Below are 23463 nucleotides of genomic sequence, written 5' to 3'. Positions count from 1 at the left end.
TTTGTCTGTTCTAACCTTATTGTATTGTATTTCAGAATTTTGAAATTATAATTGATGACGGTTAAAATATGAAAAAAACGATCTTTTTTACAGCATTGTTGGTTCCTGTGCTGTTGAGTGCCCAGAATAATGACCAAAAACCCAACCCGCCTGTTTTTTTTGAAGCTTTAGCAGGAAACAACGGATTCGCTTCTCAAATGACTGTAAATAAAAGGTTTGAAGGAAGTAAAAGACTGGGCTTTTTCAGTGTAGCAAATATCTCCTCAAAATGGTCCGAAGACAATTCCAAAGATGCCATGATTCAGGCGAACCTTACCTTTGAGATTATTAAAAATTTCCGGCTTATCGGAGGTTCACATTATACCCCGGTAACAGGGCTCAGACCCACTGCAGGAGTGCTGTATTCTTTGAATTTTTATGACTTTTTACTGATTGTAAATCCCAGATTTATCGGCTTTTCCCAAAGCAGTATTGCCGAAGGTCTTGTTTTGATGGAATACAAACCTAAGATCAGTGAGAAATGGAGTATCTATTCAAGAGTTCAGGGACTGTACTCGGAAACCCTGCAGGATGGGATGCATGCCCGTAGCTATCTTATGCTTAGAATGGGGCTGACTTATAAAACCATCACTTTTGGTGCCGGCGCGAACTTTGACCGTTACGGACCATTTAAAGAAAGCAAGGAAAATTATGGAGTGTTTGCTGCGACCACATTATTCAATTAAAAATATATTATTCTTACTTTATAGAATCATTTAATTCTAAAGCTATTTTCAATGAAAAGCAGGTGATATCTGTTTCTCCAATAAAGAAATTGAAGCAAATTAAGGTAAGATCCGGCAATGAAAATTACAGCGATTCATTACAGAATGAAATGGAAGAGAGCCAGAAGACAGGCAGCAATCCAGTAGAAGATAGAAATTAGAGGATGAATCATATAATAGAAATAATAAGGATTAATAATGAGGATAAACAGAATAGGGAAGCCCTTAAAGCTTCCCCATCTTTTATTGAAAGTATAATAATGTGTTTAAAATTTTTAAGGATAAAGAGATTTGGTACCGTTGCTTACGATATTGCTTCCCAATCCTGAAAAAGATACGGTGAAATTGCTTGAATTAAAGCTTAAAGAACCTGTTGGAGTACAAAGACCAAGTGCATATCGGCACTGTCCGTAAGCTCCTGTTCTTTTTAGAACTTTACTCTCGCTTTTCGCTTTTCCGAGGCTGATATTTCCCCAGTCACTTACATCCACGTTAGAAACAGTAGATCCTGTATAGTAAATAGTGATCTGATACCCGATTTCTCCTCTCTTAGAACCCCATAGCCAGTTCGCTGTCCACCATTCCTTAAACCATTTTGAAGCTACCTTAGCCTGTGCATCAGTAGGAGAAACTTCTGTGTTTCCTCTTGCGTCCATCATAACAAGTCCTGCAAATACATTGTCCCAGATAATTCCTGAATCGTTATAAAAACAAAGTGATGTAAACTGTTCTCCTTTGTAATTCCATGAAATTTCAAGAACATCGGTTCCGGTTTTGATCTGTTCAGCAGCAGCTTCTTTAAGCCCCTTTTGAGCCTCAGCCAGTTGGTCTCCTGAAAATAATCCACCGATTTTACCCACTTTTACAGTTTCCGGAGCAAGAATATTTCCTTCTGCCGTAAATTGCTCTCTATTTGAAACTAATTCCTGGGAAATTTCAAGACCTTTTTGAGTTGAAAGTTTCCCTAAAACATTCATTCCTGTAATCTGAAGATCATTGTTCAGATACTTTTCCAGATTCTTTTTAGAATCATTGATCTGAAGCTGAACATTTTCAGGAACAGTTTTCGATCCCGGAGTGATTTCCTTTTTCAAATCTGCAGAGGATACTTTGGCAGAAGCAGTTTCCTGCACCATGTTGCTGCTCTCATCCTGGCAGGCACTAAGCGTTAATACCGATATGACGGCAAAAAGCTTAAAAGTAGTAACAAGTTTTTTCATAGTAAATAGATATTGTTTTTTGTGTGTCCTAAATATACTTAAATTTATAATAACTCCCGATTATTTGAATTAAATTTTTGTTAACTGAAAGTTGTGGGGAGGTTAAGGGGGAATCAAGAATCAAGATAACAGATGTCAGATTTCAGATACTGATCGTCAGCTTGATAACTTGGGTGAATTGTGAATGATAAGAGTGGGAAATTAAGGTATAAGATATAAGATGTTAGGGATGGTGGCTTCGAGGACCTCAGCCACCAGATGGCAGCCTTTTGTAATGTAATATACCAGGTATTAGATGTTATACAGTAGTAGTGGTGGCTGAGGCCCTCGAAGCCACCACACCCCTGCTTTTCATCACCCAAGATCCAATATAATCATCCTAAGCTTCATCTATTTTAATCCCCTCAAACCCTCAAACTCTCCCCCCCGAAACCCGCACCTCATCTCCAAAATCTTAAAATTTGTTTAAAATTTTAGTTTACGGTAAAATAACTGTCTAAACTTTCGTAATTTTACCCCATGGAATTAAGCATTGGAGAAATGGCACTCATCGCGGTAGCGATTGTCGTATTGTTCGGTCCGGATAAACTTCCTCAGATAGCGCGTGACTTAGGGGCAGGCGTTAGAAAAATGCGTGGTGCAGTGGAAGATATTAAAACTGAGATCATGAAAGAAACCGACAACCCGGTTTCTGAGATCAAACGTGAGATTGAGAAGGTGAAAGATGCTGCAAAAGATTTCAATCCCATGAAGGATATTGAAAAAGATATCATAAAGGAACCTTTAGCCAATAATGAACCTCCAAAACTAAAGCCTGCCGATGATGATACCTACGAAGGGCCGGTAAGCAGATAATTTATGGAGGAGATAATTCAGGAAGACAAGAAGGTTTTTCTATACCTTAATAATTTGGGCGATACTTCCTTCGACCAGTTTTGGATGCTGATTTCCAGTACCTGGATCTGGGTACCGCTTTACATTATATTTCTTTATTTTTTATACAAAAATTTCAAACTAAAATCTTTAGTTTTTATCCTTATATTTATTGCACTGGGAGCTACCGTTTCAGATCAGCTGGCGAGTGTTTTCAAATTTGGAGTGGCCAGACTGAGACCTTGTCATGATCCCAGCCTGGAGCATTACATGAGGATCGTGAAGTGCGGCGGGCAGTATGGGTTTTATTCTGCTCATGCGTCCAATACTTTCTTTCTGGCATCCTATTTAAGTATTTTATTAAAAAAGAAGCTCAATTGGTTTCCATATGCTATATTTGTGTGGGCTATAGTAGTTTCTTATAGCCGGATATATTTAGGAGTGCATTTCCCGATAGATATTTTGGTGGGGGCGTTTGTTGGATCTTTATTGGGAGTGGTATTTGGATTACTCGCCAAAAAAGTCATCAACAAGCAAACGATAACCTCATGAAAAAATTTTTATTACTCACAGCATTAACATGCTCCTCATTCAGTCTTTACGCACAGGATAAGAAAACAGCCGAAGAATGTTTTAAAAAAGCAGACTATAAATGTGCTGAAGAACAATACGCCAAACTTGCGGAAAAAGAGCAGATCCAGAAATTCCAATCCGAATATTATAATAATCTGGGAACTGCCCAAAGACGGCTTGGAAAGACTGCATTGGCTTTGAAATCTTACGAAAATGCTTTGAAAGCCAATCCTTTGTCTGCCCCGGTATATGCCAATCTTGCATCTTTAAACAGCCAGAAAGGAAATAAAGCCAAAGCTCTTGAATATATTTCCAAAGGCCTTAGCATTGATGTAGAGAATCCGGAATTTTACCTTACCCGTTCAAAAATCTATGACAGTCAGGGGAAACAAGATCTCGCACTGAATGATCTCAAACAGATCCTGACCTTTGCTCCCGATAATATTTACGCCAAAACAGGATTGGCCAATTTGAAGAAAAACAGCGGTGATCTGGACGGAGCTTTAAAAGACTACAATCAGCTTATTTCCGAAAAACCGGAATCTCTTCTTTATAACGGAAGAGCAGATGTGTATGTCAAAATGAAAAAGACCAAAGAAGCCCTTACCGACGTCAATAAAGCGATTTCCATAGATCCGAAATTTGCCCAGTCTTATGTGACTAAAGCATTGGTTTTATTCGATACGGCAAAACCGAAGGAAGCCTGTGAAAATCTCGACAGAGCGGTGAACTTGGGCTATGAAAAAGCAATTCTGGCCAATTATTACACTAAATGTACAGTGAAAAAGTAGTTGTACTTCAAGACAAACCTTTTCCTGTCAAAATCAATAAAGAAAGAGAGATAGATGTTGAATATTGTTCTTGTAGAACCTGAAATACCTAATAATACAGGGAATATCGGCCGATTGTGTGTAGGCACGGAAAGCAGACTGCACCTGGTTCATCCGTTTGGATTTGTTATTAATGATAAAAACCTGAAACGCTCCGGCCTGGATTATTGGGTACATCTTGACGTTACCGAATATGCAAATGTAGAAGAATGGATACAAAATATTCCCGATCCGTCACGGGTTTTCCTGATGAGTTCACATGCTGAAAAATCTTATCTTGAGAATGATTTCCAGGACGGCGACTGGCTGGTTTTTGGTAAGGAAAGCGTTGGTCTGAGTAAAGATATACTGGATCGTTTCGAAAACCACTTAACTATTCCTATGTCAAAGCTGATCCGGAGTTTTAATATTGCCAATTCTGTGGCTTTTGTAGTGGGTGAAGCCAAAAGACAGATCTCATTAAAGGTTTAGTCGTTGTGATAAGGTTTTCCCTGTAGAATCTGATCGGCACGGTAAAGCTGTTCCACGATAAAAAGACGGATCATCTGATGGGTGAATGTCATTTTAGACAGAGACATCTTTTCATTCGCACGCGTGTAGATTTCTTCGGAAAAACCGTAAGCTCCTCCAATCAGGATATGAATTTTCTTCACTGACGAATTCATCCAGGCATCAATTTTTTGAGAAAATTCACGGCTGGTAAATTGTTTTCCCTTTTCATCAAGAATCACAACCAGATCATTTTTGTCGATATGGCTCAGAAACAGCTTAGATTCCTCTTTCTTCAGAAGTTCCGGAGAAAGATTTTTGGCATTTTTTACATCAGGAATTTCTGTGATGTCAAAGTTCCAGTGCTTGGGAAGTCTTGTCAGATAATAGTTGATCAGGGAGGTAATTTCCCTGTCGTCTGTTTTTCCGATACAAAGTAAGCTGATTCGCATGTATAGAGGGTTTCAAAACGCAAAGATACCATTTTTTATACTGAAAAATAGAGTAGGAAAGACGAACCCAAGATGGGAACATAAAAAGAGAAATACATGATATTTTGATCATTTTTAATGTTTTCATCATTTCACTTTTAAATCTTTCTGTTTTGTGTCTTTTTCTGTCCGTGATTAAAAGGAGAAATATAGATCTGTTAACTATTTGTTATTTTTTACATCATCCGGGATGGGAGTAAGGATAGGGAAAATGTTTATATTTGTATAAAGACTTATTTAAAACAGCAAAAAATTCACTGTTTACAGGGCTGAACAGAGTTGTTTTTAAGTGAAATACACCAAATAGATGAGTATAAAAGTTCCCAGATTTATCATAAAGATTCAAGAGTTTTTTGACGGTATCCATATTCCTGTTTTGGGAATATCGCTCTGGCAGATGTTTCAGATCTATATTTCCGGGATTTTCAAAGGGAATATCGGACGAAAAGCGGCCGCCATTTCGTGGAGCTTTACCATCAGTTTATTTCCTTTTCTTCTGTTTTTGCTTTCTGTGCTGCCTTATATGCCCCATTATGACAAGCTTCAGTTCTATATTTTTGAAGTTCTGATGCACAATGTGTTCCCTTCTAATATGGAAGGTGATGTGAGAGGCTATATAGAAACCAATATCATCCCCAATATGAAGGGAATCAGTAATCTTACCATTGTATTGGCATTGGTATTTGCCACCAACGGAACATTTTCTTTGATTAATGGATTTAACGAAAATTCAGACGAAAAACTTACGGACGTAAAGGAATTCATTCTCTCCTTTTTTATCACCATAGGCTTTATCACCATCGTTTTTCTGGCGCTTTTCGGCGTATATTACGTGGAAGTTGTTATGAAGCTTTTTACACCGGCTTATGATATTTCGTGGCTGGTGAACAACCTTTCGAAGATCATCGGGTTTGTATCTTTTCCACTTTTCTATTTTATTCTTCTGACTCTTTTTTACTGGCTGGGGACTGTGAAAATCGCAAGGTTCAGGCAGGCTGTTCCCGGAGCTATTTTAACAACGGTTCTGTTTGTTCTGACTACTTTTATCTTCGCTATTTATGTGAAAGATATTGCCCGGTATAACGTTCTTTACGGCTCCATCGGAAGTATGATTCTGCTAATGGTTTGGGTGAACGTTAATGTATACCTTCTGCTGTTTGGAAACGAGCTGAATATGGCATTGAGAAAACTCAGAATAGAGAAACTGTTGTCCGATGAACTTCAAAAAGAGGCCGTTAACTATCATGCAGACGTTACAGAACCGAATCTGGAAAGCGATGAAGAGCACAGAAGAAAGCTGGAAGAAAAAAAGAAAGATTAATTTTCCTCAGCATTCATGTCTTGCTTTGAACTCACGCTCAGTATGACAAAACCTAAAACGGCTGCTAAAAACGAAGCAATAAGAATAGCAAATTTAGCCTCATCCTGAATAGCAATATCATCCTTGAACGAAAGCAGAGCAATAAAAATAGACATCGTAAATCCTATTCCCGCCAGCAAACCTACTCCCACCATCTGAAGCCAGTTACTGTTTTGCGGCAGAGAGCTGAGTTTCAGTTTTATGGCAATAAGAGAAAACAGGTTGATCCCGACAAGCTTTCCTAATACCAGTCCGCAGATAATTCCCAACCCTAAAGTACTGGTTACTCCGGCCACCATTTCACTGGTAAATGCAATATTGGTATTCGTTAAAGCAAATATCGGCATAATCAGAAAACTCACCGGAAAATGAAGCTGATGCTCCAGTTTTTCAAGAGGAGAAATTTCTACATTTGAGGCATTGGTAGGAATGGAGAAGGCCAGTAAAACACCTGCTATCGTAGCATGAATTCCTGAATGATGCAGGAAATACCATAAAAATAACCCGGGAATAATATAGAAAATAAGACGGGTAACCTTTAAAAAATTCAGTAAAAACAACAAGGCAGCCGTCCCGAAAGACAACAATAGATAAGTCCAGTGAATTTGTTCCGTATAAAAAATAGCAATCACCAGAATAGCTCCAAGGTCATCTACAATAGCGAGTGCTGCCAGAAATATTTTGATTGAATTGGGGATTCTTTTTCCCAGCATTGAAATAATGGCCAGTGAGAAAGCAATATCCGTAGCCATAGGAATTCCCCAGCCGCTGCTGTATTCCGTTCCGGAGTTGAAAAAGGTATAAATGATGGCAGGAACCAGCATTCCTCCGACAGCTGCAAAAATAGGCAGTGATGCATTTTTAAAAGAAGACAGTTCGCCTTCCACCATTTCACGCTTGATTTCAAGCCCGACCAGAAGGAAGAAAACGGCCATCAGCCCGTCATTGATCCAAATGCTGACAGGATAAGTAAGGTGGAATAAATGAATTCCGACTTCCTGATCTAAAAAGTGCTGAAAACCTTCTCCGGCAGACGAATTAGCGATTAATAATGAAATCAGCACACAAAAAATAAGTATAATTCCTGATGACTGATTGCTTTTGAAAAATTTTTTAAAGTATAAAGATAAATTCATGCCTATGATTGTAATCGTCTCACTCTTGAGACGCCGTCAATATTTTTAAGTTTTTTAAATGTTTCTTCCAGTTGCCCTTTGTTCTTAACTTCAAGATTGATGTTACCCATAAATACACCGTTGTTGGATTCTATGGACATACTTTTCATATCCATTCCCATACTTCCGCTGATGACGGTGGTGATATCATTGATCATTCCCATTCTGTCCAGACCTTCAATCTCGATCTTCACTCTGTTCTTAAAGCTTTCTGCATTCACCCATTTGGCCGGAATCACACGGTAGTCGTACTGAGCTCTCAGATTGATGGCGTTAGGGCAGTTGTCACTATGGACTTTGATACCGTCTGAAATGGTAATAAATCCGAAAATTTTATCACCGGGAATTACGGTACAGCATTTAGCATAGCTGTAATTCAGCTTTTCTTCGTCTTTCCCGAAGACAATCATATCTAGATTTTGCTCTTTCGGTTCCTCAAAATGAACATTCTTCGAAGGCGATTTTCTGAATCTGGAAAGTAAATTGTTGAATACGTTTTTACTTTCAATATATTTCCTTAAACTGCTTACATCCAGTTCGTTGCTCTGGAATTTAAGAAACAGCTCCTGAGACGTTTTTAAATTGAAGAACTTCTGAAGCTTATTGATTTCTTCATCATTGAAGTTGATCTTCGCATGGCGCAGCTTTCTCTGAAGAATTTCTTTGCCGTCTTCCACCAGTTGGTTTTTCTGGGAATTCAGGTAGCTTTTGATCTTGGATTTTGCTTTGGAAGTGACTACAAATTCCAGCCAGTCCGACTTGGGTTTCTGGTTTTGTGAAGACAGAATATCTATCTGGTCACCGTTTTGAAGAACATAAGAAATAGGAACCAGTTTTCCATTAATCTTAGCTCCAAGACATTTCATTCCAAGATCTGAGTGAACGGCAAAAGCAAAATCCAGGGCTGTAGCATTGGTAGGAAGAATCTTGATTTCCCCTTTCGGAGTAAATACAAATACTTCCTTAGCATATAAATTGAGTTTGATGTTATCCAAAAGCTCTGAAGTAGAAAGATCCTGCTGCTGTTCAAGAACTTCGCGGATCTCGGTGACCCACTTTTCAAAATTCCGGTCATCGGAACTCTGTTTGTAGCCTTCCTTATATTTGTAATGGGCAGCAACCCCTTTTTCTGCAATCTCATTCATTCTCTCCGAACGGATCTGTACTTCAATCCATTTTTTATCCGGTCCCAAAACGGTTAAATGGAGACTTTCGTATCCTGTGGAACGGGGCTGCGTAATCCAGTCTCTCATTCTTGAAGGATTACTGTGATACACATCCGTTACGATAGAATAGATTTTCCAGGCAAGAAATTTTTCGTTTTTTGCATCTGATTTGTAAATGATTCGTATCGCGTAATTGTCGAAGACCTCCTCAAAAGGAACACCCTGCTTCAGCATTTTTCTGTAAATAGAAGAAATGGCTTTTGCGCGGCCTTTGATATTGAAATTTAAACCTTCTTCTTTTAATCTCTCCGAAACCTCAGTTTTAAACTCCTCAATATATCTTTCACGGTTTTCTTTGGCAGATTCCAACTTCTCCGTGATCTCATTGTAAACTTCCGGATTGTTGTATTTTAAAGAAAGATCTTCAAGTTCAGATTTGATGTTGTACAAACCCAGACGGTGTGCCATAGGAGCGTAAATATAAACCGTTTCCGAAGCAATTTTTTTCTGTTTGTCCGGAGCCATGCTTTCCAGCGTTCGCATATTGTGAAGACGGTCTGCAATTTTGATCAGGATTACCCTGAAATCTTCAGATAAAGTCAGCAGCAGTTTTCTGTAGTTCTCAGACTGTACAGAAATATTCTGATGATTCATGATGGAGATCTTGGTGAGCCCGTTCACAATACTGGCGATTTTTTCGCCAAATATTTTTTTCAGATCCTCATATGTATAATCCGAATCCTCTACCACATCATGCAGCAGGGCACAGGCAATAGAAGTAGCTCCCAAACCTATTTCGGTAGCCACAATTTTAGCAACGGCAATGGGGTGGTAAATATAAGGTTCACCGGATTTTCTCCTTTGATCCTTATGGGCATCCAATGCAATATCAAATGCCTTCCGGATGAGCTTGTTATTTTCCTCGTCCAGAGTTCTGTATGTATTCGAAATCAGATCTTTATATCGGGCTAAGATCTCTTTATTTTCCTGTTCTAAATCGTAACTCATTTGTGCTAATGCCTATATTTAAACGAAAATACGAAATTTTTTAAACTTTTCACATATAAAAATCCGCAGAACGCTCTGCGGATTTCCGGTTATTAGATTTTATTTTTTGTCAGAATTTCACTTCTGAATCTATGCCACTGCTTGATGCCTTTATTTTCACATCGGGGCTGTTATGGATTTCGGCTCTGTTTCGGGCGTCGATAAATCTTTTGATATGATCATAATTGGCCTGCCCAATACCCATGTTCTCGAATAAATAGGTTTTCAATACTGAATTTTGGCTGAAAATATTCCGGACGCCGTCAGTTTGGTTATTATCTTTTACCGCAACACTCGCAAGGTACTGGGAAGTATCAGAGTCGTTATTGAGATATACTATGTAATCTGAAGTTTCAAATCCTGAATTCTCCAGATCGGCTTCAAGCTTTTTGTAATCGCTGTGATGTGCAAATAATCCAGCTAATATATTTGACATAAGCAATAGTTTTAAAATTGTACTTAAAGATAATAAATATTTTTTAATATTATTAGGTTAATTTTAATAAAATTTAATATTTATTATTTCATCTATAATATAATGTTAAAATGTTTAGGAATGTCTATTGAACGCGTGTTTGAAATTAATAATATTTAAATAAAGCCTGTTTTCCTTAATCATTCATATACTCAAGCTCTGTCCAGCCAAACTGATACAGATAAAGAAGGATCTGGTCGTAAAAATTCATGGTCCGTAAGCCGCCGTTTTTACCATAATTCCAGATTTCTTTATTTTGATCAGCATCATAATTAATATCCAGAAAGTAATTGCCGATATTTTTGATGGGAGTATTGTCTGAGTTATCGATATGGGTAAAATCCATAGTATTCAAAAGCATCTGAAGCTGATCTTCGTCTTCTTGTGATATTTTCTTAAAATAGGTCTTTCCGGCATCCAGATTATTAAGCCAGGTGTCATCGAGATACATTTTTTTCTCCTTAAAATCCAATGTCATGACGAATTTTCCTTCAAGTTCTATTCTTACATTGTTAATTTTATGTTTTTCCGGCGCTTTTATATATTCCGTTGCAACATCATTTTTAATCGTTAAAACATCGGTGGTATAGAAATTCACCAAATCATAATTTCTGGATGGATCGTATTTTACTTTTATAACGTGAATAGATTTTCCATCCGGAGAAAGTTTTATAGCAATAGGGTCTTCATTCAGATCCTTGTAAGGATTAAATATTTTGTATTTGCCTGTTTTCTGACTAAGAGCGATAGCAATATTTCCCAGATTATTACATAGGTTGAGAGGAAAAGCACTGATGGCAATATCTTTTCCCTTGTGCTCTTCTTTTTCTTTAATATTGATAACATAATCATCTTTACCATCATGATTCAGATCTGACACATAAAAAGGCAGGATATTTTCCTTTTTTATTTTTTCTTTAAAGGCAGGATTCTCTGAAAAATGCATTTTTGGAGGTAAACTGTCATTGATGGTGAAGTTTTGATAACAGGGATGAGCTTCGAAAATTGTTGAAATTTTTTTTTCGTTTTCTCTCTCTTTACTGCAGGAAGATAGCATGGCTATAATGGCTATTGACAGGAAATGTTTCATGGTTTTCAAAAATAATACTTTTAATCAGTTCTTTTACTTTTTTCTAGAATTTTAAGATTAAATAAAATGTTTTACACCTGTTTAAAATAGCTCAAATGTGTTTTTTATTGCTTTTAAAAATAATAAATGCGCAGAAAACCTCTGCGCATTTATTTTATAGTTTCTAAATCAATTTACTTAACTGATTCTTTCGTTTTTAATTTCCTCAACAATTTCAGGATTTAATAAAGTGGAAATATCTCCGAAGTTGCTGAAATCTCCTTCCGCAATTTTTCTGAGGATTCTACGCATAATTTTCCCGGAACGTGTTTTTGGAAGCCCGGAAACAAACTGAATCTTGTCCAGCTTGGCAATAGGTCCTATCTGATCTGAAATCAGCTGATTGATCTCTTTTTTAAGGTTTTCTTTATCACGGCCCTCTCCGGTTTCTTTCAGGATCACAAAGCCGTATAGGGCGTTTCCTTTGATGTCGTGCGGATAACCTACAATGGCAGATTCCGCCACAGCCGGATGTTCATTGATACTGTCTTCAATAGGAGCGGTTCCTAAATTATGCCCCGAAACAATAATAACATCGTCTACACGGCCGGTAATTCTGTAATAACCTACCTCATCTCTCAGTGCACCGTCGCCCGTGAAATACTTTCCCGGAAATGCTGAGAAATATGTTTCCTTATATCGCTGATGGTCTCCCCAGATTGTTCTTGCGATTCCAGGCCATGGAAAACGGATGCAGAGATTTCCGGTCACCTGGTTTCCGGTAATTTCATTGCGTTTATCATCCATCAAAACAGGTTGGATTCCCGGAAGAGGAAGGGTAGCATAGGTCGGTTTGGTTGGAGTTACAAAAGGAAGAGGGGAAATCATAATTCCTCCTGTTTCTGTCTGCCACCAGGTATCAACAACCGGACACTTCTTCTTTCCAACATGATCATTGAACCAGTGCCATGCCTCTTCGTTGATGGGTTCTCCTACGGATCCGATAACTTTTAATGTGCTGAGATCATGCTTATCTACCCATTCTGTGCTTTCTTTAGCCAATGAACGGATAGCGGTAGGAGCCGTATAAAACTGAGTAATTTTATGTTTTTCAATCACTTCCCAGAAACGGTCCGGTTCAGGATAGGTAGGAACTCCTTCGAAAATAACGGTAGTGGCGCCGTTAAGCAGCGGTCCGTATAAAATGTACGAATGCCCGGTAATCCATCCGATATCTGCCGTACACCAATAGATATCATTTTCTTTATAGTTAAAGACATTTTTAAACGTATAAGCCGTGTACACCATATATCCGGCACACGTATGAAGCATTCCTTTCGGTTTTCCGGTAGATCCTGAAGTATACAGGATGAAAAGTGGGTCTTCGGCATCCATAATCACGGTAACGAAGTCAGCGGAGGCTTTTTCATACAGATCAGCCATCCAGTAATCCCTGCCTTCCTTCATTTTGATCTCGTTGTGTGTTCTTTTCACAACCAGTACAGATTCTACGCTGGGTGTCTTTTCCAGAGCTTCATCAACAATGCTTTTCAGGTCCAGAACCTTATTTCCTCTGTAGCTGCCGTCTGAAGTGATGATCATTTTAGCATGACAGTCATTCACTCTTGAAGCTACAGCAGAAGCGGAAAATCCGGCAAAAATCACAGAGTGTACGGCTCCTAATTTTGCGCAGGCAAGCATGGTGATGGCCAGTTCCGGGATCATAGGGAGGTAAATGCATACTCTGTCTCCTTTTTCGATGCCCATTTCGCGGAGAACATTGGCTGTTTTATTCACGCGGGTGTACAGATCGTTGTAGGAAATATGCTGTGCTTCTTCTTTAGGGTCGTTGGGTTCCCAGATAATCGCGGTTTTCTCGCCTCTTACGGCAAGATGCCTGTCGATACAGTTTTTAGTGATATTTAATTTAGCGTTTTTAAACCAGGTAATTTTAGCTTCATTCATATCATACTTAACCACCTTGCTCCATCTTTGGTACCACACAAAATTTTGATCAGCTATTTTATCCCAGAATTTTTTAGGGTTTTTAATAGACTTTTTATACTCTTCAAAATAGTGTGGCAGATCTTCAATTAAGTAATTTCTCATATCCCTTCGTTTTTTGAAATTTGAATTTTTATTAGTATTAAATATATGTTTAATTTATGGCTTAGGCCCTATATTCATTGATTTTTTCCTGAATTTCTTCAATGATTTTTTCATCATCTATCGTGGATGGAATCTGGAAATCTTTACCATCCAGTAATGTCCTGATCAGTTTCCTCAGAATCTTTCCGGAACGGGTTTTAGGTAAGCGTTTGACAACCATTGCGTTTTTTAAAAAAGCAACTGCACCAATTTTCTCGCGAACCATTCTGATAATATCTTTTTCAATATCTTCTTCGGTAATAGCAGAGCCGTTTTTCAGTACCACTGTGGCAAAAGGAATCTGGCCTTTGAGATCATCATCAATTCCTACAACGGCGCATTCTGCAACGTCCGGATGAGAAGAGACAATTTCTTCCATTTCCGAGGTGGAAAGCCTGTGCCCCGCTACGTTAATCACGTCATCCACTCTTCCTGTGATGAAAATATAACCGTCTTCATCCTGAATGGCTCCGTCTCCTGAAAAATAATAGCCTTTGTATTGGGACAGATAGCTGCTGTGAAAGCGCTCATAATCATTCCAGATCCCAAGAAGTGCTCCCGGAGGAAGTGGTAGTTTGATGATTAAGTAACCTTCCTGATGCGCATCAAGTTCATATCCGTTTTCGTCAAAAATTTTAATATCGTAGCCCGGAACAGGTTTTCCTGCTGAAGCTCTTTTGATTTTGTATTGATCATCGAATGTCATTAAACCGAGCATAGGCCAGCCGGATTCTGTCTGCCACCAATGATCAATGGCGGGAACTCCGATATGTTCTGCAAACCAGTCCAAAGTAGCAACATCACATCTTTCACCGGCCAGAAACTGTTTTTTAAAATGGGACAAGTCATATTTTTTAACCAGCTCACCATTCGGATCTTCTTTTTTGATGGCTCTGATGGCGGTAGGCGCTGTAAACATGGTTGAAACTTTATATTCCGAAATAATTCTCCAGAATGTACCTGCATCGGGTGTCATGATAGGTTTTCCTTCAAAAATAACCGTTGTGTTGCGGTTGATTAAAGGTCCGTAAACACTGAAGCTGTGGCCTACAGCCCATCCGAAATCAGAGGCTGCCCAATAAGTTTCCCCGGGTTCAACACCGTAAACGTATTTCATGGAAAATTTCAGCGCTGTTGCATATCCTCCGGTATCCCTTGCAATTCCTTTTGGTTTTCCTGTAGTTCCTGAAGTGTAGAGAAGGTATAGAGGGTGGGTAGATTCTACAGAAATACAGTCTGCGGGCTCAGATTTCTGAACCAGCTCTTCGTAATCGGTGAGACCGTCAAACATTTCATGCTGATTGTCTACCAGTTTTCTGTTGTAAACGATAATATGATCTACTTTGTCCTGTGCCAGTTCAATGGCTTTTTCCACCAGCGGCAAATAAGGAATTCTTCTTGCGATTTCTATACCTGCTGTTGCTGTGATTAAGGCTTTAGGCTTACAGTCATCAATTCTCACCACTAATTCATGAGGCGCAAAACCTCCGAAAACCACATTGTGAATCATACCGATTCTTGCACAGGCGAGCATGGCAAAAAGAGTCTGTGGGATCATGGGCATGTAGATCACCGCTGTATCTCCTTTTTTTAATCCCAGCGACGCCAGCCCTCCGGCAAATTTTGAAATCTCTTCTTTAGCCTGATTGAAAGTATATGTTTTTTTCTGGCCTGTAACGGGAGAATCGTAAATGATAGCGGGTTGGTCTCCAAAACCGTCTTCTATGTGTTTATCAATGCATAGGTAGCATATATTCAGCTTTCCGTCTGAATACCATTGCGGGTAATTATTTTCATCTGTAGAAAGAATCTGTTCCGGAAACTTAAACCATTGAATTTCTCCCGCCTGCTTTTTCCAGAAATTTTCCTTGTCTTCTATGCTTTGTTTAAATAAAATATCAGCGTCCATGTTAATTTTTGCGTTTCATGTTTTTGTTTATTGCGAAGAGGCTCCTTTACTCAAATTCCAAATATACCGGTCGTAAGTCTCGCATCTAAAATCTAAAGTCTGACATCTTGGCTCTTGATTCTTGCATCTTGGTTCTCAATTCTCAATTCTCAATTCTTTGTCCTCCTAGTCTTCCCCAAACATCTCCTCAATCTGCTGCATCAGCTTCTTAATAGAATAAGGCTTGGTTACATACGCGTCAGCCCCCATTTTCAGGCCTTTTTCAATATCTTTTGGATTGTTTTTCGCACTCAGGAAAATGACTTTGGTGTCTTGCAGTTTTTCATCTTTTTTTATGGCTTCCAACGTACTGTATCCGTCCAGATTGGGCATCATAATATCGAGTAGGATTACATCGGGAACCATGTTTTTCAGAAAATCGAGGACTTCTGTTCCGTCTCTTGCGATGTAAACGTCGTAGTTGTTTTTCTTAAAACTGTATTCCAGTGACATTAATATCTTGTGCTCGTCATCGGCAATAATGATCTTTCTCATAAAAGGTTATTGTTTTTGTTCAACTTCATTTTTAATCTCTTTTAATAGGTTGTAAGGTATGCTTATCGCAAAAGTTACGCCTAAACCGCTGTTTTCCGCTTTTATTGTTCCATGGTGAGCCTGAACAATTTTCTTGGAAATAGCCAGTCCGAGCCCGCTGCCTGTGGGTTTTAAAATATTCTGGTTTTTTGACTGGTAAAATTTATCAAAAATCATTTCCAGATCCTCTTCAGGAATGTGTCTTCCGGTATTAAAAATGCTGATGATCAGCTGGTTTTCTTTTTCGGATAACTTGGTTTGTATCGTGCCTTGTTCTTCTGTGAATTTCAATGCATTTCCGAGGATATTCTGAAAAAGCTGAATCATTCTTGCTTCATCATATTTAAATACAGTTTCATTCAGAAGATTGACTTCACTCAAATGAATGTTTTTCTGCTGTATCAGATGGAGCAGTGGATTTAAAGCCTTTTTGTAAGTATCAAGAATATTATTTTCTTTAATGTTTAAGGCAATTTCACCATGTTCCAGTTTGTCGAGATAAAGAATGTCATTGATGATTTCGCTGAGTCTGTCCGATTCCGTAATGATATTATTTAAAAATTCCTGCTTGATATCCATTGGAATATCATCATCATCCGCCAGGATTTCTCCTGCCGAGCGAATGGCGGTGATGGGAGTTCGTAACTCGTGGGCAACGGAGTCCAGAAAATCATCCTTCTGACGGTCTTTAACAATCAGGTTTTCATTGGCCATTCTCAGGTCGTCGGAAAGTTTTTGCAGTTCTTCAGACTGTTCCGTCAGTTTTTTATTCAGGCTAATATTTTCTTTGGATTCCTCTAAAATATTGAGAACTTCCTTTAAAGATATTTTATCCTCCTTTGTTACTCCTTCAATCAGAATTTTGGCCGATGCCGTACCGATTCTTCCTGCCAGAAGGTTTTCCGAGAATTTAATAAATCTGGAATCTGCCGTTTCAGTTTTGGAATCTATATTATATTTTAAATTGAAAATCCTTAGAGCTTGTTCTGTTTTCGTTTTGCCCAAAAAACGTTCAAGAATATTTTTGATATCCGAAATATAAGCGGTTCCTCGCCAGATAAAAGCATTTTCATGGTTCAGGATGTGTTTGTCTATATCTACATACAATTCTGCGAAATTTCTTTCCCGGTAATTTCCTTTAACGCTTACAGAAATAATGGTAAACAGGGATGTATTAACGAAAATCGACCAGAAGAAAATCTGCGAAATCCTGCTTAAAAAAGGAATGTTGAAAAACGTGAATGCATCATACATTTCACGGATCACTCCTTTCAGTTCCTGGTTGTAGGAAAAATAATACTGCGGAATAATCAGTCCGAAATAGCAGATTGCTAATCCTGCGAGAAGTCCCGTTACGGCCCCTTTGTAGCTTCCTCTTCTCCAGAAAATAGCCCCGAAAAAGGAAGGAGCCAGTTGCGCAATTACAACAAACGAGATCAATCCCACAGAGTCCAGCGATGTCTTCAGAATAAAATATTTATAGAACACAAAGGCCATAATGATCAGTGCAAAGATGCTGAACTTTCTGATATTCGTAATGTTTCGCGTATTCTGAACCTCGTTGTCAGATTTAAACTTCCCCAATAAACCATAAGGAATAATAAGGTTGTTGGAAAGCATAATAGATAGGGTAATGGCTGAAATGATGATCATGGAAATGCATGAACTCAGCCCACCCAGGAATACAAAAACTGTAATTAAGGTATTGTCAAAATGTTGAGGAATTAGAATGGAGTAGAACTCAGGATTCACCTTTTCGCCATCGAAAATAAGCCTTCCTCCCCATGCAATCGGGAAGATGAATATCGTGAAAATCAGCAAGTAAAGCGGAAAAAACCAGATCGCTGTCCGGATGTGCTTTTCCTGGCGGTTCTCAACAATGGCCGTATGAAACTGTCTTGGAAGAATGCAGATGGCCGTAGCTGATATCATGCATAAAACCATCCAGTTCATGGCACCCTCAATGCCGTTAAAGGTGTTTTTTTCTTTAAAATCTTCAAATTGGCTGGCTTTCTCATAAATATCTGAAAATCCGTCAAAGACAAAATAAATAACAAATATTCCCAGAATAATAATGAAGAAAAGTTTTAAGAAGCTTTCCAGAGCAATGGCGGAAATAATTCCTAAACGTTTTTCAGAAGCATCAACATACCGGGTTCCGTAATAGGAAGAGAATAAGGCAATTAAAACGACTACAAATGTGGCATTGTCAGTCAGGATATTGCTTGACATTGAAGTTTCCGTAACCAAATGGAACGTCTCGGAAATAGCCTTGATCTGAAGTCCAATATAAGGAACAATGGCAAGAAGGCAGACAATGGTGATCATAGCACTGAAGCTTCTGCTGTTGCCGTATCGTAAAGAAATAAAATCCGCAAGACTGCTTATTTTATTGATTCTTGAAATTCTTACGATTCTTGTATTAATGTAAATCCATGCCGGAATGATCATGATGGGGCCAATGTAGATCGGCAGATAGTTCAGTCCGCTTGTGGCTGCCACGCCAATACTTCCGTAATACGTCCAGGCCGTACAGTATACCGCCAGAGATAAAGCATAAATGTAGGGGTTATTGATCCATCTTTTACTTTTTTTCTTCTCGGCAAGATGGGCAACTAAGAATAAAAGAGCCAGATAAATCAGAACAACAACAAATAATGCAAAACTACTCATCATACTTTTTTACAATTACAAAAGAAATAATGATGGAGATCATCCAGACCGCGAACAGATAGATAAGGATCATCGGGTAGCCGAAAACATCTTTTTCACTGTTGAAAAGCAGTGAAATAGGAATGCTGAAAGCCATCATAAGCCCGATGCTCAAAATAATCAGTTTTTGTTCGTGTCTCTTCTTCATATGGGTGATTGATAAAAGATAATTGATGAGGAACCTGTCACTCATCAATTATCATTCATCATTTATAAATTAAATTTTATCGTCTGAATATTCTCCTGTCAGCGAATAGTAGCCGAAAATAGCCATTCCGCCCGAGATAATCGGCATCAGCACAAATAAGATGATGATCCCGAATACCAGATCTTCCTGCTTTCCTGAGGTGAGCTTTGGAATCCCTAAAACCGTAGTTCCGAAATATCCCACCACCAGAGCCACTGCAATCCAGAGTATGCCTAATATTTTTTTTAATCCGTTCATTTTAGTAGTTTTAAAATTAGTAAAAAATTAAGTGATTCGGTACCTAATCATGAATATTATTGTTCTTATTTTTAAGATAAAACAATCCGATGATTAAACAGACGGCGGCAACTCCAATCGGGTACCAAAGTCCCTCCAGATACCAGGTTGGGTGTCCTGCATCCTTTCCCTGAGTAACCAGATACGTTGCTACTGCCGGAAGAAGCCCTCCGAATACACCGTTTCCGATATGGTAAGGTAGTGACATCGAGGTATAGCGGATTCTCACCGGGAACATTTCTACAAGGAAAGCTGCAATCGGGCCGTAAACCATCGTTACAAAAATCACCTGAATGAAAACTAAAAATACCAGATACCATTTTGTATCACTGTTTAATGTAATGGATTTTGTGACTTTGGGTTCTTCTGCTTTTCCGTCTTTCATAACAGGACCGGCTGCAGACCAGTGTACAATGCTGTCTTTTTTCATGAAAGTTCCGTCTGTGAATGTCGTTTCTTTGTGAAAGGTAATTAAGCTGTCCGATGCAATATCTTTGTGAATGGCTGCCGTTCTTGTCTCTTTAATTCCGCTGTCGGCAACGGTTTTAGCTTCAATGTTTACACTTTTATACATGCTGTCGTAAATAGGTCTATAGGCTAAGATGGCAACCAGCATCCCTGTCATCATAATTGCCTTTCGTCCGACCTTATCCGAGAGCCAGCCGAAAAATACGAAGAATGGTGTTCCCATTAAAAGGGCAGTAGCCATTAAATAATCAACCTGCATCGAATCTATATTCATTACTTTCTGCAGGAAACTCATGGCGTAGAATTGTCCGGTATACCAGATAACACCTTGTCCCATTGCAGCGCCAAACAATGCCAGTAAGACAAATTTGAAATTGAATTTATTTCCGAAGCTTTCTTTTAACGGATTCTTAGATGTTTTCCCTTCACTTTTGGCCTTTGCAAAAAGCGGAGATTCTTTCATGTTTTTTCTGATGAAATAAGATACTCCCACCATTAAAATTGAAATCCAGAACGGAACTCTCCATCCCCAGGAATCAAATTCTTCTGCGGATAACGAATTTTTAGTAATTAAAATAACAATTAATGAAATGAAAAGTCCTGCGGTAGCCGTAGTCTGAATCCACGAAGTCCAGTAACCCCTTCTGTGAGGTTGTGCATATTCTGCAACATAGGTGGCGGCTCCTCCGTATTCTCCTCCCAATGCCAAACCTTGTAAAAGTCTTAAAATTAAAACTAAAACAGGGGCCATGAATCCTATGGTTTCATATCCCGGAATACACCCGATCAGGAAAGTGGAGAATCCCATGATCAGTAAAGTTACCAGGAAGGTGTATTTTCTTCCGATAATATCACCCAGTCTTCCGAAGAATAAGGCTCCGAAAGGTCTTACGACAAATCCGGCCGCAAAAGTAGCCAGCGTAGATAAAAAGGCTGCCGTAGGATTGTCTGCAGGGAAAAATTTGGTCGCTAAAACGATGGCTAAACTTCCGAAAATGTAGAAGTCATACCATTCTATCAAAGTACCGAGAGATGAGGCGGTGATCACGCTCCAGATGGTGCGGTTTTTCTGCCGGTCGGTCATATTCTCGTAGTTTTCGTGGTGATTTTCGCTCATGTTGATTGATTTTGATGTTAAAGAATTAGGATATTGATTTCATCCGGAGTTTAAAGGTAGATCTGAAACTGTACTATGAACTCTCCTTTTGAAGAAGGACTTTCCGTAGGACTGGTGTAAACAGGTCTCGTGGAATATTGGGTGGTAATTTTTGCATGATGTCCGTCTATAAACCAGTTGGCGCCTACGTCAAACTGTGATGAAGACTTGTCAAATGCTTCAAAGCTTTTATGGGTGTAGGCCGCGAAAGGCTGTATTCTGATTTTTGGTTTTTCGGCCTGGCTTGGAAGAAGAAGTCCCGCCTGTGCATAGATCACATTTCCTGTACCGATCATCGGCTGTAGATTTCCGGGACCTGCGATGGCTTTGTTCCCTGCAAAATTAGGATCGGAAGCAGCAATATTCATTGTTCCCAGATTTCTGACGTAGTTCGGACCGAAATTATAGTTGTAATATCCTGCGTAAGCGGAAACGGCCATTTTGTTTTTTGCATTTCCTAATGGGATATCTGCAAAAGCGTCCACTGCGACAAGTGTAATGTCATGTTTTTCAATATTTGAATTGACGGAAGTTCTTGTTCCGTCTGCCTGATGATAGAAACCTGCTCCTATATTGAAAACCTTCTTTGTTCCCAAATATGAACCTACTTTGAAAGGAAGAGTATTGGATTCCTCATCAAGGAACTGGTATTCTACATATCCTGCTTTTGAGAAGCTTGGATTTCCGTTATTATCTACAGCTGCCGCTTTTGAAGGGTCTGTAACATTCACGGGAACAAGGTCTGTGGCAAAAGGTTTGTTTAAGCTGAAACGGTATTCCAGTTTACCATATTTTCCTTTAGCAAACATTCCGAGCTGTCTGGCAAACTGATCTGAGTTATCAATAAGGGGCCATGAGAAAATAGGAGAGTCTATGGTAAGGAAATTCAGGGTGGAACCCATGGTCATACGGGAAAGTCCCATATAATAATGAAGCCCGGCGCCTAAAGATAAACTGAATTTTCCGGCTTCTCCAGGTAAAATAACTGCGTATTCATTCCATGCATCATGAAAAAACAGCTGGGTCTTTTTCCCGTTTCCGTAACCTCCTGTGCCTGTAGTTCCTGTGGCTCCGCCATTAATAAAGGTTTGGTTATTGATCCCGAAATGGAGAAGGATCATATATCTTTTAGAGATCTGAGCATAAGCTAAGGCCCGTAATCTTCTGTTTCCCACGCTCCAGGAATTGTCGGTAGCTTCACCTCCTACCATACTTCCGGGGTTCATTTCTGTGTTCCTTAGCCAGAACTGATCCCATAAAATAAATCTGACAAATTTATCTCCTTCCGGGTTGAGGTTTAATTTTAGTCCGCCTCCGTAATCAGGAGAACCCTGTGAATATAAAGAACTGCTGATTAGAGCTAATCCAATAAATGAAAGTAATTTCTTCATAAATTATCAATTTTTGGCGTTGTTTTTTGTGAAAGCCAAATTGTAATTAATAATTTGTTTATAAAAATTTAATATATATTAGTGGTAATAGTATAGTTTTGGTGTTTTTAAGGAGCGAAATTCGAGGTTACGAATTGCGGGGTTCGGGTTCGATGTGGTGAGTGTAAGGGGGATAGGGTAGATGGAGGTAGGTGGCTTGTGGCTTCGAGAACCTCAGCCACCGCCAGTGATCTTCGAGATCTGATATCTGCTAATTTTGATAATGAAAGGTGGTTGTCTGGTGGCTGAGGTTCTCGAAGCCACCATTACCAAAGTCTAAAATCTGATATATGGCATCTTACATCAAGAGGGGCTATCACTTGGTGGCTGAGGTTCTCGAAGCCACCATTACCAAAGTCTAAAATCTGATATATGGCATCTTACATCACGAGGGGCTATCACCCGGTGGCTGAGGTTCTCGAAGCCACCGTTACACTGTCTGAAATCTGATGTCTTGCATCTTGGTTCTTGATTCTTGGCTCTTGCTTCTTGAACCTCATCTACTTCTTAAACCTCTCCCACTTAATCAACATGTATTTATCCGCAAACTGAGTAATAATAAGCCCTGAGTTTTTAATGTTTTCTTCCTTCGACATATATTCAATCAGTTCGTTCTGTTTTAGGATTTTATACACCGGATGGAATTCGGAATGAGGCGGTCTGGTGATGTTGTATTTTTTGATCCATGAACTGATTGTTACATGAGAAACACCAATAATTCGTTCTATTTCACGGAAGCTTAACCCCTCAAGATAGAGCTGAAGAGCTTTGGTTACGTAATAGTCATCGATTTGTTTTCCCATTTTTTTTACCGTAAAATAGTACTTACAGTCCTTGCAAAGGAAGCGTTGTTTTTCGTTAACGATTCCACTTTTTACGATGGTAGTGCTTCCGCATTTTGGGCACTTGTTTTCCATAACTATATGTTTTTAGCAAATATATAATAATTTAGCAAAGTTATATTTTTTGATAAAGATAAAATTACCTGTATAATTTATTTAAACAAAAAAAATATCTTTTTAATTTGGTTTTTAAAGTTATTATACTTTAA

The 23463-nt window shown here is 38.8% G+C and carries 21 protein-coding genes; 6 read left to right on the top strand and 15 right to left on the bottom strand.

Features of this window, described 5'->3' with window-relative positions:
* Nucleotides 1-68 precede the first annotated feature (68 nt).
* Entirely contained in the window at nt 69-725 is a 657-nt protein-coding gene (locus ACM46_RS14125) for a hypothetical protein (RefSeq protein ID WP_241486018.1), read from the top strand.
* A 314-nt stretch (nt 726-1039) separates the two neighbouring features.
* Here the strand turns inward: ACM46_RS14125 and ACM46_RS14120 are convergent, their stop codons facing one another.
* On the bottom strand, nt 1040-1984 hold the full coding sequence (locus ACM46_RS14120) for a hypothetical protein (RefSeq protein ID WP_048507322.1): 945 nt from the start codon (nt 1982-1984) through the stop codon (nt 1040-1042).
* Nucleotides 1985-2503: 519 nt separating this feature from the next.
* On the opposite strand from ACM46_RS14120, the gene ACM46_RS14115 reads away from it, so the two are divergent.
* The 4 genes from ACM46_RS14115 to ACM46_RS14100 are packed head-to-tail and all read left to right on the top strand — an operon-like array spanning nt 2504 to nt 4731.
* Entirely contained in the window at nt 2504-2839 is a 336-nt protein-coding gene (locus ACM46_RS14115; RefSeq protein ID WP_048507321.1) for a Sec-independent protein translocase subunit TatA/TatB, read from the top strand.
* A 3-nt stretch (nt 2840-2842) separates the two neighbouring features.
* Nucleotides 2843-3409, top strand: coding sequence for a phosphatase PAP2 family protein (locus tag ACM46_RS14110; protein ID WP_048507320.1), 567 nt, complete (start codon nt 2843-2845; stop codon nt 3407-3409).
* On the top strand, nt 3406-4221 hold the full coding sequence (locus tag ACM46_RS14105; RefSeq protein ID WP_048507319.1) for a tetratricopeptide repeat protein: 816 nt from the start codon (nt 3406-3408) through the stop codon (nt 4219-4221). The genes ACM46_RS14110 and ACM46_RS14105 overlap by 4 nt, the downstream gene beginning before the upstream one ends.
* Nucleotides 4222-4275: 54 nt before the next feature.
* Complete coding sequence (locus ACM46_RS14100) at nt 4276-4731, top strand: tRNA (cytidine(34)-2'-O)-methyltransferase (RefSeq protein ID WP_048507318.1); 456 nt, start codon at nt 4276-4278, stop codon at nt 4729-4731.
* On the opposite strand, the gene ACM46_RS14095 is transcribed toward ACM46_RS14100, so the two are convergent.
* Nucleotides 4728-5201 (bottom strand): 23S rRNA (pseudouridine(1915)-N(3))-methyltransferase RlmH, encoded by a 474-nt coding sequence (locus ACM46_RS14095; RefSeq protein ID WP_048507317.1) that lies wholly within the window; start codon nt 5199-5201, stop codon nt 4728-4730. The genes ACM46_RS14100 and ACM46_RS14095 overlap by 4 nt on opposite strands.
* 346 nt (nt 5202-5547) lie before the next feature.
* Here ACM46_RS14095 and ACM46_RS14090 point away from each other — a divergent pair, with 346 nt between their 5' ends.
* Nucleotides 5548-6561, top strand: coding sequence for a YihY/virulence factor BrkB family protein (locus tag ACM46_RS14090; RefSeq protein ID WP_048507316.1), 1014 nt, complete (start codon nt 5548-5550; stop codon nt 6559-6561).
* On the opposite strand, the gene nhaA is transcribed toward ACM46_RS14090, so the two are convergent.
* The 13 genes from nhaA to ACM46_RS14025 all read right to left on the bottom strand — a co-directional run bounded on the left by nhaA (nt 6558) and on the right by ACM46_RS14025 (nt 23329).
* Nucleotides 6558-7736, bottom strand: a complete 1179-nt coding sequence (gene nhaA, locus ACM46_RS14085; protein ID WP_048507315.1) for a Na+/H+ antiporter NhaA — start codon at nt 7734-7736, stop codon at nt 6558-6560. The genes ACM46_RS14090 and nhaA overlap by 4 nt on opposite strands.
* 2 nt (nt 7737-7738) lie before the next feature.
* Nucleotides 7739-9949 (bottom strand): RelA/SpoT family protein, encoded by a 2211-nt coding sequence (locus ACM46_RS14080; protein WP_048507314.1) that lies wholly within the window; start codon nt 9947-9949, stop codon nt 7739-7741.
* Between the two features lie 109 nt (nt 9950-10058).
* The gene (locus ACM46_RS14075; protein ID WP_048507313.1) at nt 10059-10424 is read right to left on the bottom strand and encodes a hypothetical protein; all 366 of its coding nucleotides are present in this window, start codon (nt 10422-10424) and stop codon (nt 10059-10061) included.
* Nucleotides 10425-10599: 175 nt separating this feature from the next.
* Nucleotides 10600-11553: a hypothetical protein gene (locus tag ACM46_RS14070; protein WP_048507312.1), complete on the bottom strand. Its 954-nt coding sequence runs from the start codon at nt 11551-11553 to the stop codon at nt 10600-10602.
* 177 nt (nt 11554-11730) lie between these two features.
* Nucleotides 11731-13686 carry an acetate--CoA ligase gene (gene acs / locus ACM46_RS14065; RefSeq protein ID WP_277619857.1) on the bottom strand — a complete coding sequence of 652 codons (1956 nt, stop codon included), beginning with the start codon at nt 13684-13686 and terminating at the stop codon, nt 11731-11733.
* Between the two features lie 16 nt (nt 13687-13702).
* The gene (locus ACM46_RS14060; RefSeq protein WP_048507310.1) at nt 13703-15589 is read right to left on the bottom strand and encodes an AMP-binding protein; all 1887 of its coding nucleotides are present in this window, start codon (nt 15587-15589) and stop codon (nt 13703-13705) included.
* 165 nt (nt 15590-15754) lie between these two features.
* Nucleotides 15755-16123, bottom strand: coding sequence for a response regulator transcription factor (locus tag ACM46_RS14055; protein ID WP_048507309.1), 369 nt, complete (start codon nt 16121-16123; stop codon nt 15755-15757).
* 6 nt (nt 16124-16129) lie between these two features.
* On the bottom strand, nt 16130-18835 hold the full coding sequence (locus tag ACM46_RS14050) for an ATP-binding protein (protein WP_048507308.1): 2706 nt from the start codon (nt 18833-18835) through the stop codon (nt 16130-16132).
* Nucleotides 18828-19022 (bottom strand): hypothetical protein, encoded by a 195-nt coding sequence (locus ACM46_RS14045; protein WP_034731116.1) that lies wholly within the window; start codon nt 19020-19022, stop codon nt 18828-18830. Before ACM46_RS14045 ends, ACM46_RS14050 begins: the two co-directional genes overlap by 8 nt.
* Before the next feature lie 69 nt (nt 19023-19091).
* Nucleotides 19092-19319 (bottom strand): DUF6814 family protein, encoded by a 228-nt coding sequence (locus ACM46_RS14040; protein ID WP_048507307.1) that lies wholly within the window; start codon nt 19317-19319, stop codon nt 19092-19094.
* Between the two features lie 43 nt (nt 19320-19362).
* The gene (locus ACM46_RS14035) at nt 19363-20943 is read right to left on the bottom strand and encodes an MFS transporter (RefSeq protein ID WP_048507306.1); all 1581 of its coding nucleotides are present in this window, start codon (nt 20941-20943) and stop codon (nt 19363-19365) included.
* A 50-nt stretch (nt 20944-20993) separates the two neighbouring features.
* Entirely contained in the window at nt 20994-22373 is a 1380-nt protein-coding gene (locus ACM46_RS14030) for a hypothetical protein (RefSeq protein WP_048507305.1), read from the bottom strand.
* A gap of 539 nt (nt 22374-22912) precedes the next feature.
* Complete coding sequence (locus ACM46_RS14025; RefSeq protein ID WP_048507304.1) at nt 22913-23329, bottom strand: transposase-like zinc-binding domain-containing protein; 417 nt, start codon at nt 23327-23329, stop codon at nt 22913-22915.
* Nucleotides 23330-23463 lie beyond the last annotated feature (134 nt).

Origin of the sequence: Chryseobacterium angstadtii (assembly GCF_001045465.1) — a bacterium.
GTDB lineage: Bacteria > Bacteroidota > Bacteroidia > Flavobacteriales > Weeksellaceae > Chryseobacterium > Chryseobacterium angstadtii.
Note: the sequence above shows the minus strand (reverse complement) of the source record. Positions and strands in the feature narration are given on the sequence as shown.

What these genes read in the sequence shown, in the direction of transcription:
- ACM46_RS14120 (WP_048507322.1), bottom strand. Translation starts at nt 1,984, where the DNA reads ATGAAAAAACTTGTTACTACTTTTAAGCTTTTTGCCGTCATATCGGTA.
- ACM46_RS14105 (WP_048507319.1), top strand. Translation starts at nt 3,406, where the DNA reads ATGAAAAAATTTTTATTACTCACAGCATTAACATGCTCCTCATTCAGT.
- ACM46_RS14100 (WP_048507318.1), top strand. Translation starts at nt 4,276, where the DNA reads ATGTTGAATATTGTTCTTGTAGAACCTGAAATACCTAATAATACAGGG.
- ACM46_RS14035 (WP_048507306.1), bottom strand. Translation starts at nt 20,943, where the DNA reads ATGAGCGAAAATCACCACGAAAACTACGAGAATATGACCGACCGGCAG.
- ACM46_RS14025 (WP_048507304.1), bottom strand. Translation starts at nt 23,329, where the DNA reads ATGGAAAACAAGTGCCCAAAATGCGGAAGCACTACCATCGTAAAAAGT.
- ACM46_RS14075 (WP_048507313.1), bottom strand. Translation starts at nt 10,424, where the DNA reads ATGTCAAATATATTAGCTGGATTATTTGCACATCACAGCGATTACAAA.
- ACM46_RS14080 (WP_048507314.1), bottom strand. Translation starts at nt 9,949, where the DNA reads ATGAGTTACGATTTAGAACAGGAAAATAAAGAGATCTTAGCCCGATAT.
- ACM46_RS14030 (WP_048507305.1), bottom strand. Translation starts at nt 22,373, where the DNA reads ATGAAGAAATTACTTTCATTTATTGGATTAGCTCTAATCAGCAGTTCT.
- ACM46_RS14090 (WP_048507316.1), top strand. Translation starts at nt 5,548, where the DNA reads ATGAGTATAAAAGTTCCCAGATTTATCATAAAGATTCAAGAGTTTTTT.
- ACM46_RS14125 (WP_241486018.1), top strand. Translation starts at nt 69, where the DNA reads ATGAAAAAAACGATCTTTTTTACAGCATTGTTGGTTCCTGTGCTGTTG.
- nhaA (WP_048507315.1), bottom strand. Translation starts at nt 7,736, where the DNA reads ATGAATTTATCTTTATACTTTAAAAAATTTTTCAAAAGCAATCAGTCA.
- ACM46_RS14060 (WP_048507310.1), bottom strand. Translation starts at nt 15,589, where the DNA reads ATGGACGCTGATATTTTATTTAAACAAAGCATAGAAGACAAGGAAAAT.
- ACM46_RS14095 (WP_048507317.1), bottom strand. Translation starts at nt 5,201, where the DNA reads ATGCGAATCAGCTTACTTTGTATCGGAAAAACAGACGACAGGGAAATT.
- ACM46_RS14070 (WP_048507312.1), bottom strand. Translation starts at nt 11,553, where the DNA reads ATGAAACATTTCCTGTCAATAGCCATTATAGCCATGCTATCTTCCTGC.
- ACM46_RS14110 (WP_048507320.1), top strand. Translation starts at nt 2,843, where the DNA reads ATGGAGGAGATAATTCAGGAAGACAAGAAGGTTTTTCTATACCTTAAT.
- ACM46_RS14050 (WP_048507308.1), bottom strand. Translation starts at nt 18,835, where the DNA reads ATGAGTAGTTTTGCATTATTTGTTGTTGTTCTGATTTATCTGGCTCTT.
- ACM46_RS14040 (WP_048507307.1), bottom strand. Translation starts at nt 19,319, where the DNA reads ATGAACGGATTAAAAAAAATATTAGGCATACTCTGGATTGCAGTGGCT.
- ACM46_RS14045 (WP_034731116.1), bottom strand. Translation starts at nt 19,022, where the DNA reads ATGAAGAAGAGACACGAACAAAAACTGATTATTTTGAGCATCGGGCTT.
- ACM46_RS14055 (WP_048507309.1), bottom strand. Translation starts at nt 16,123, where the DNA reads ATGAGAAAGATCATTATTGCCGATGACGAGCACAAGATATTAATGTCA.
- ACM46_RS14115 (WP_048507321.1), top strand. Translation starts at nt 2,504, where the DNA reads ATGGAATTAAGCATTGGAGAAATGGCACTCATCGCGGTAGCGATTGTC.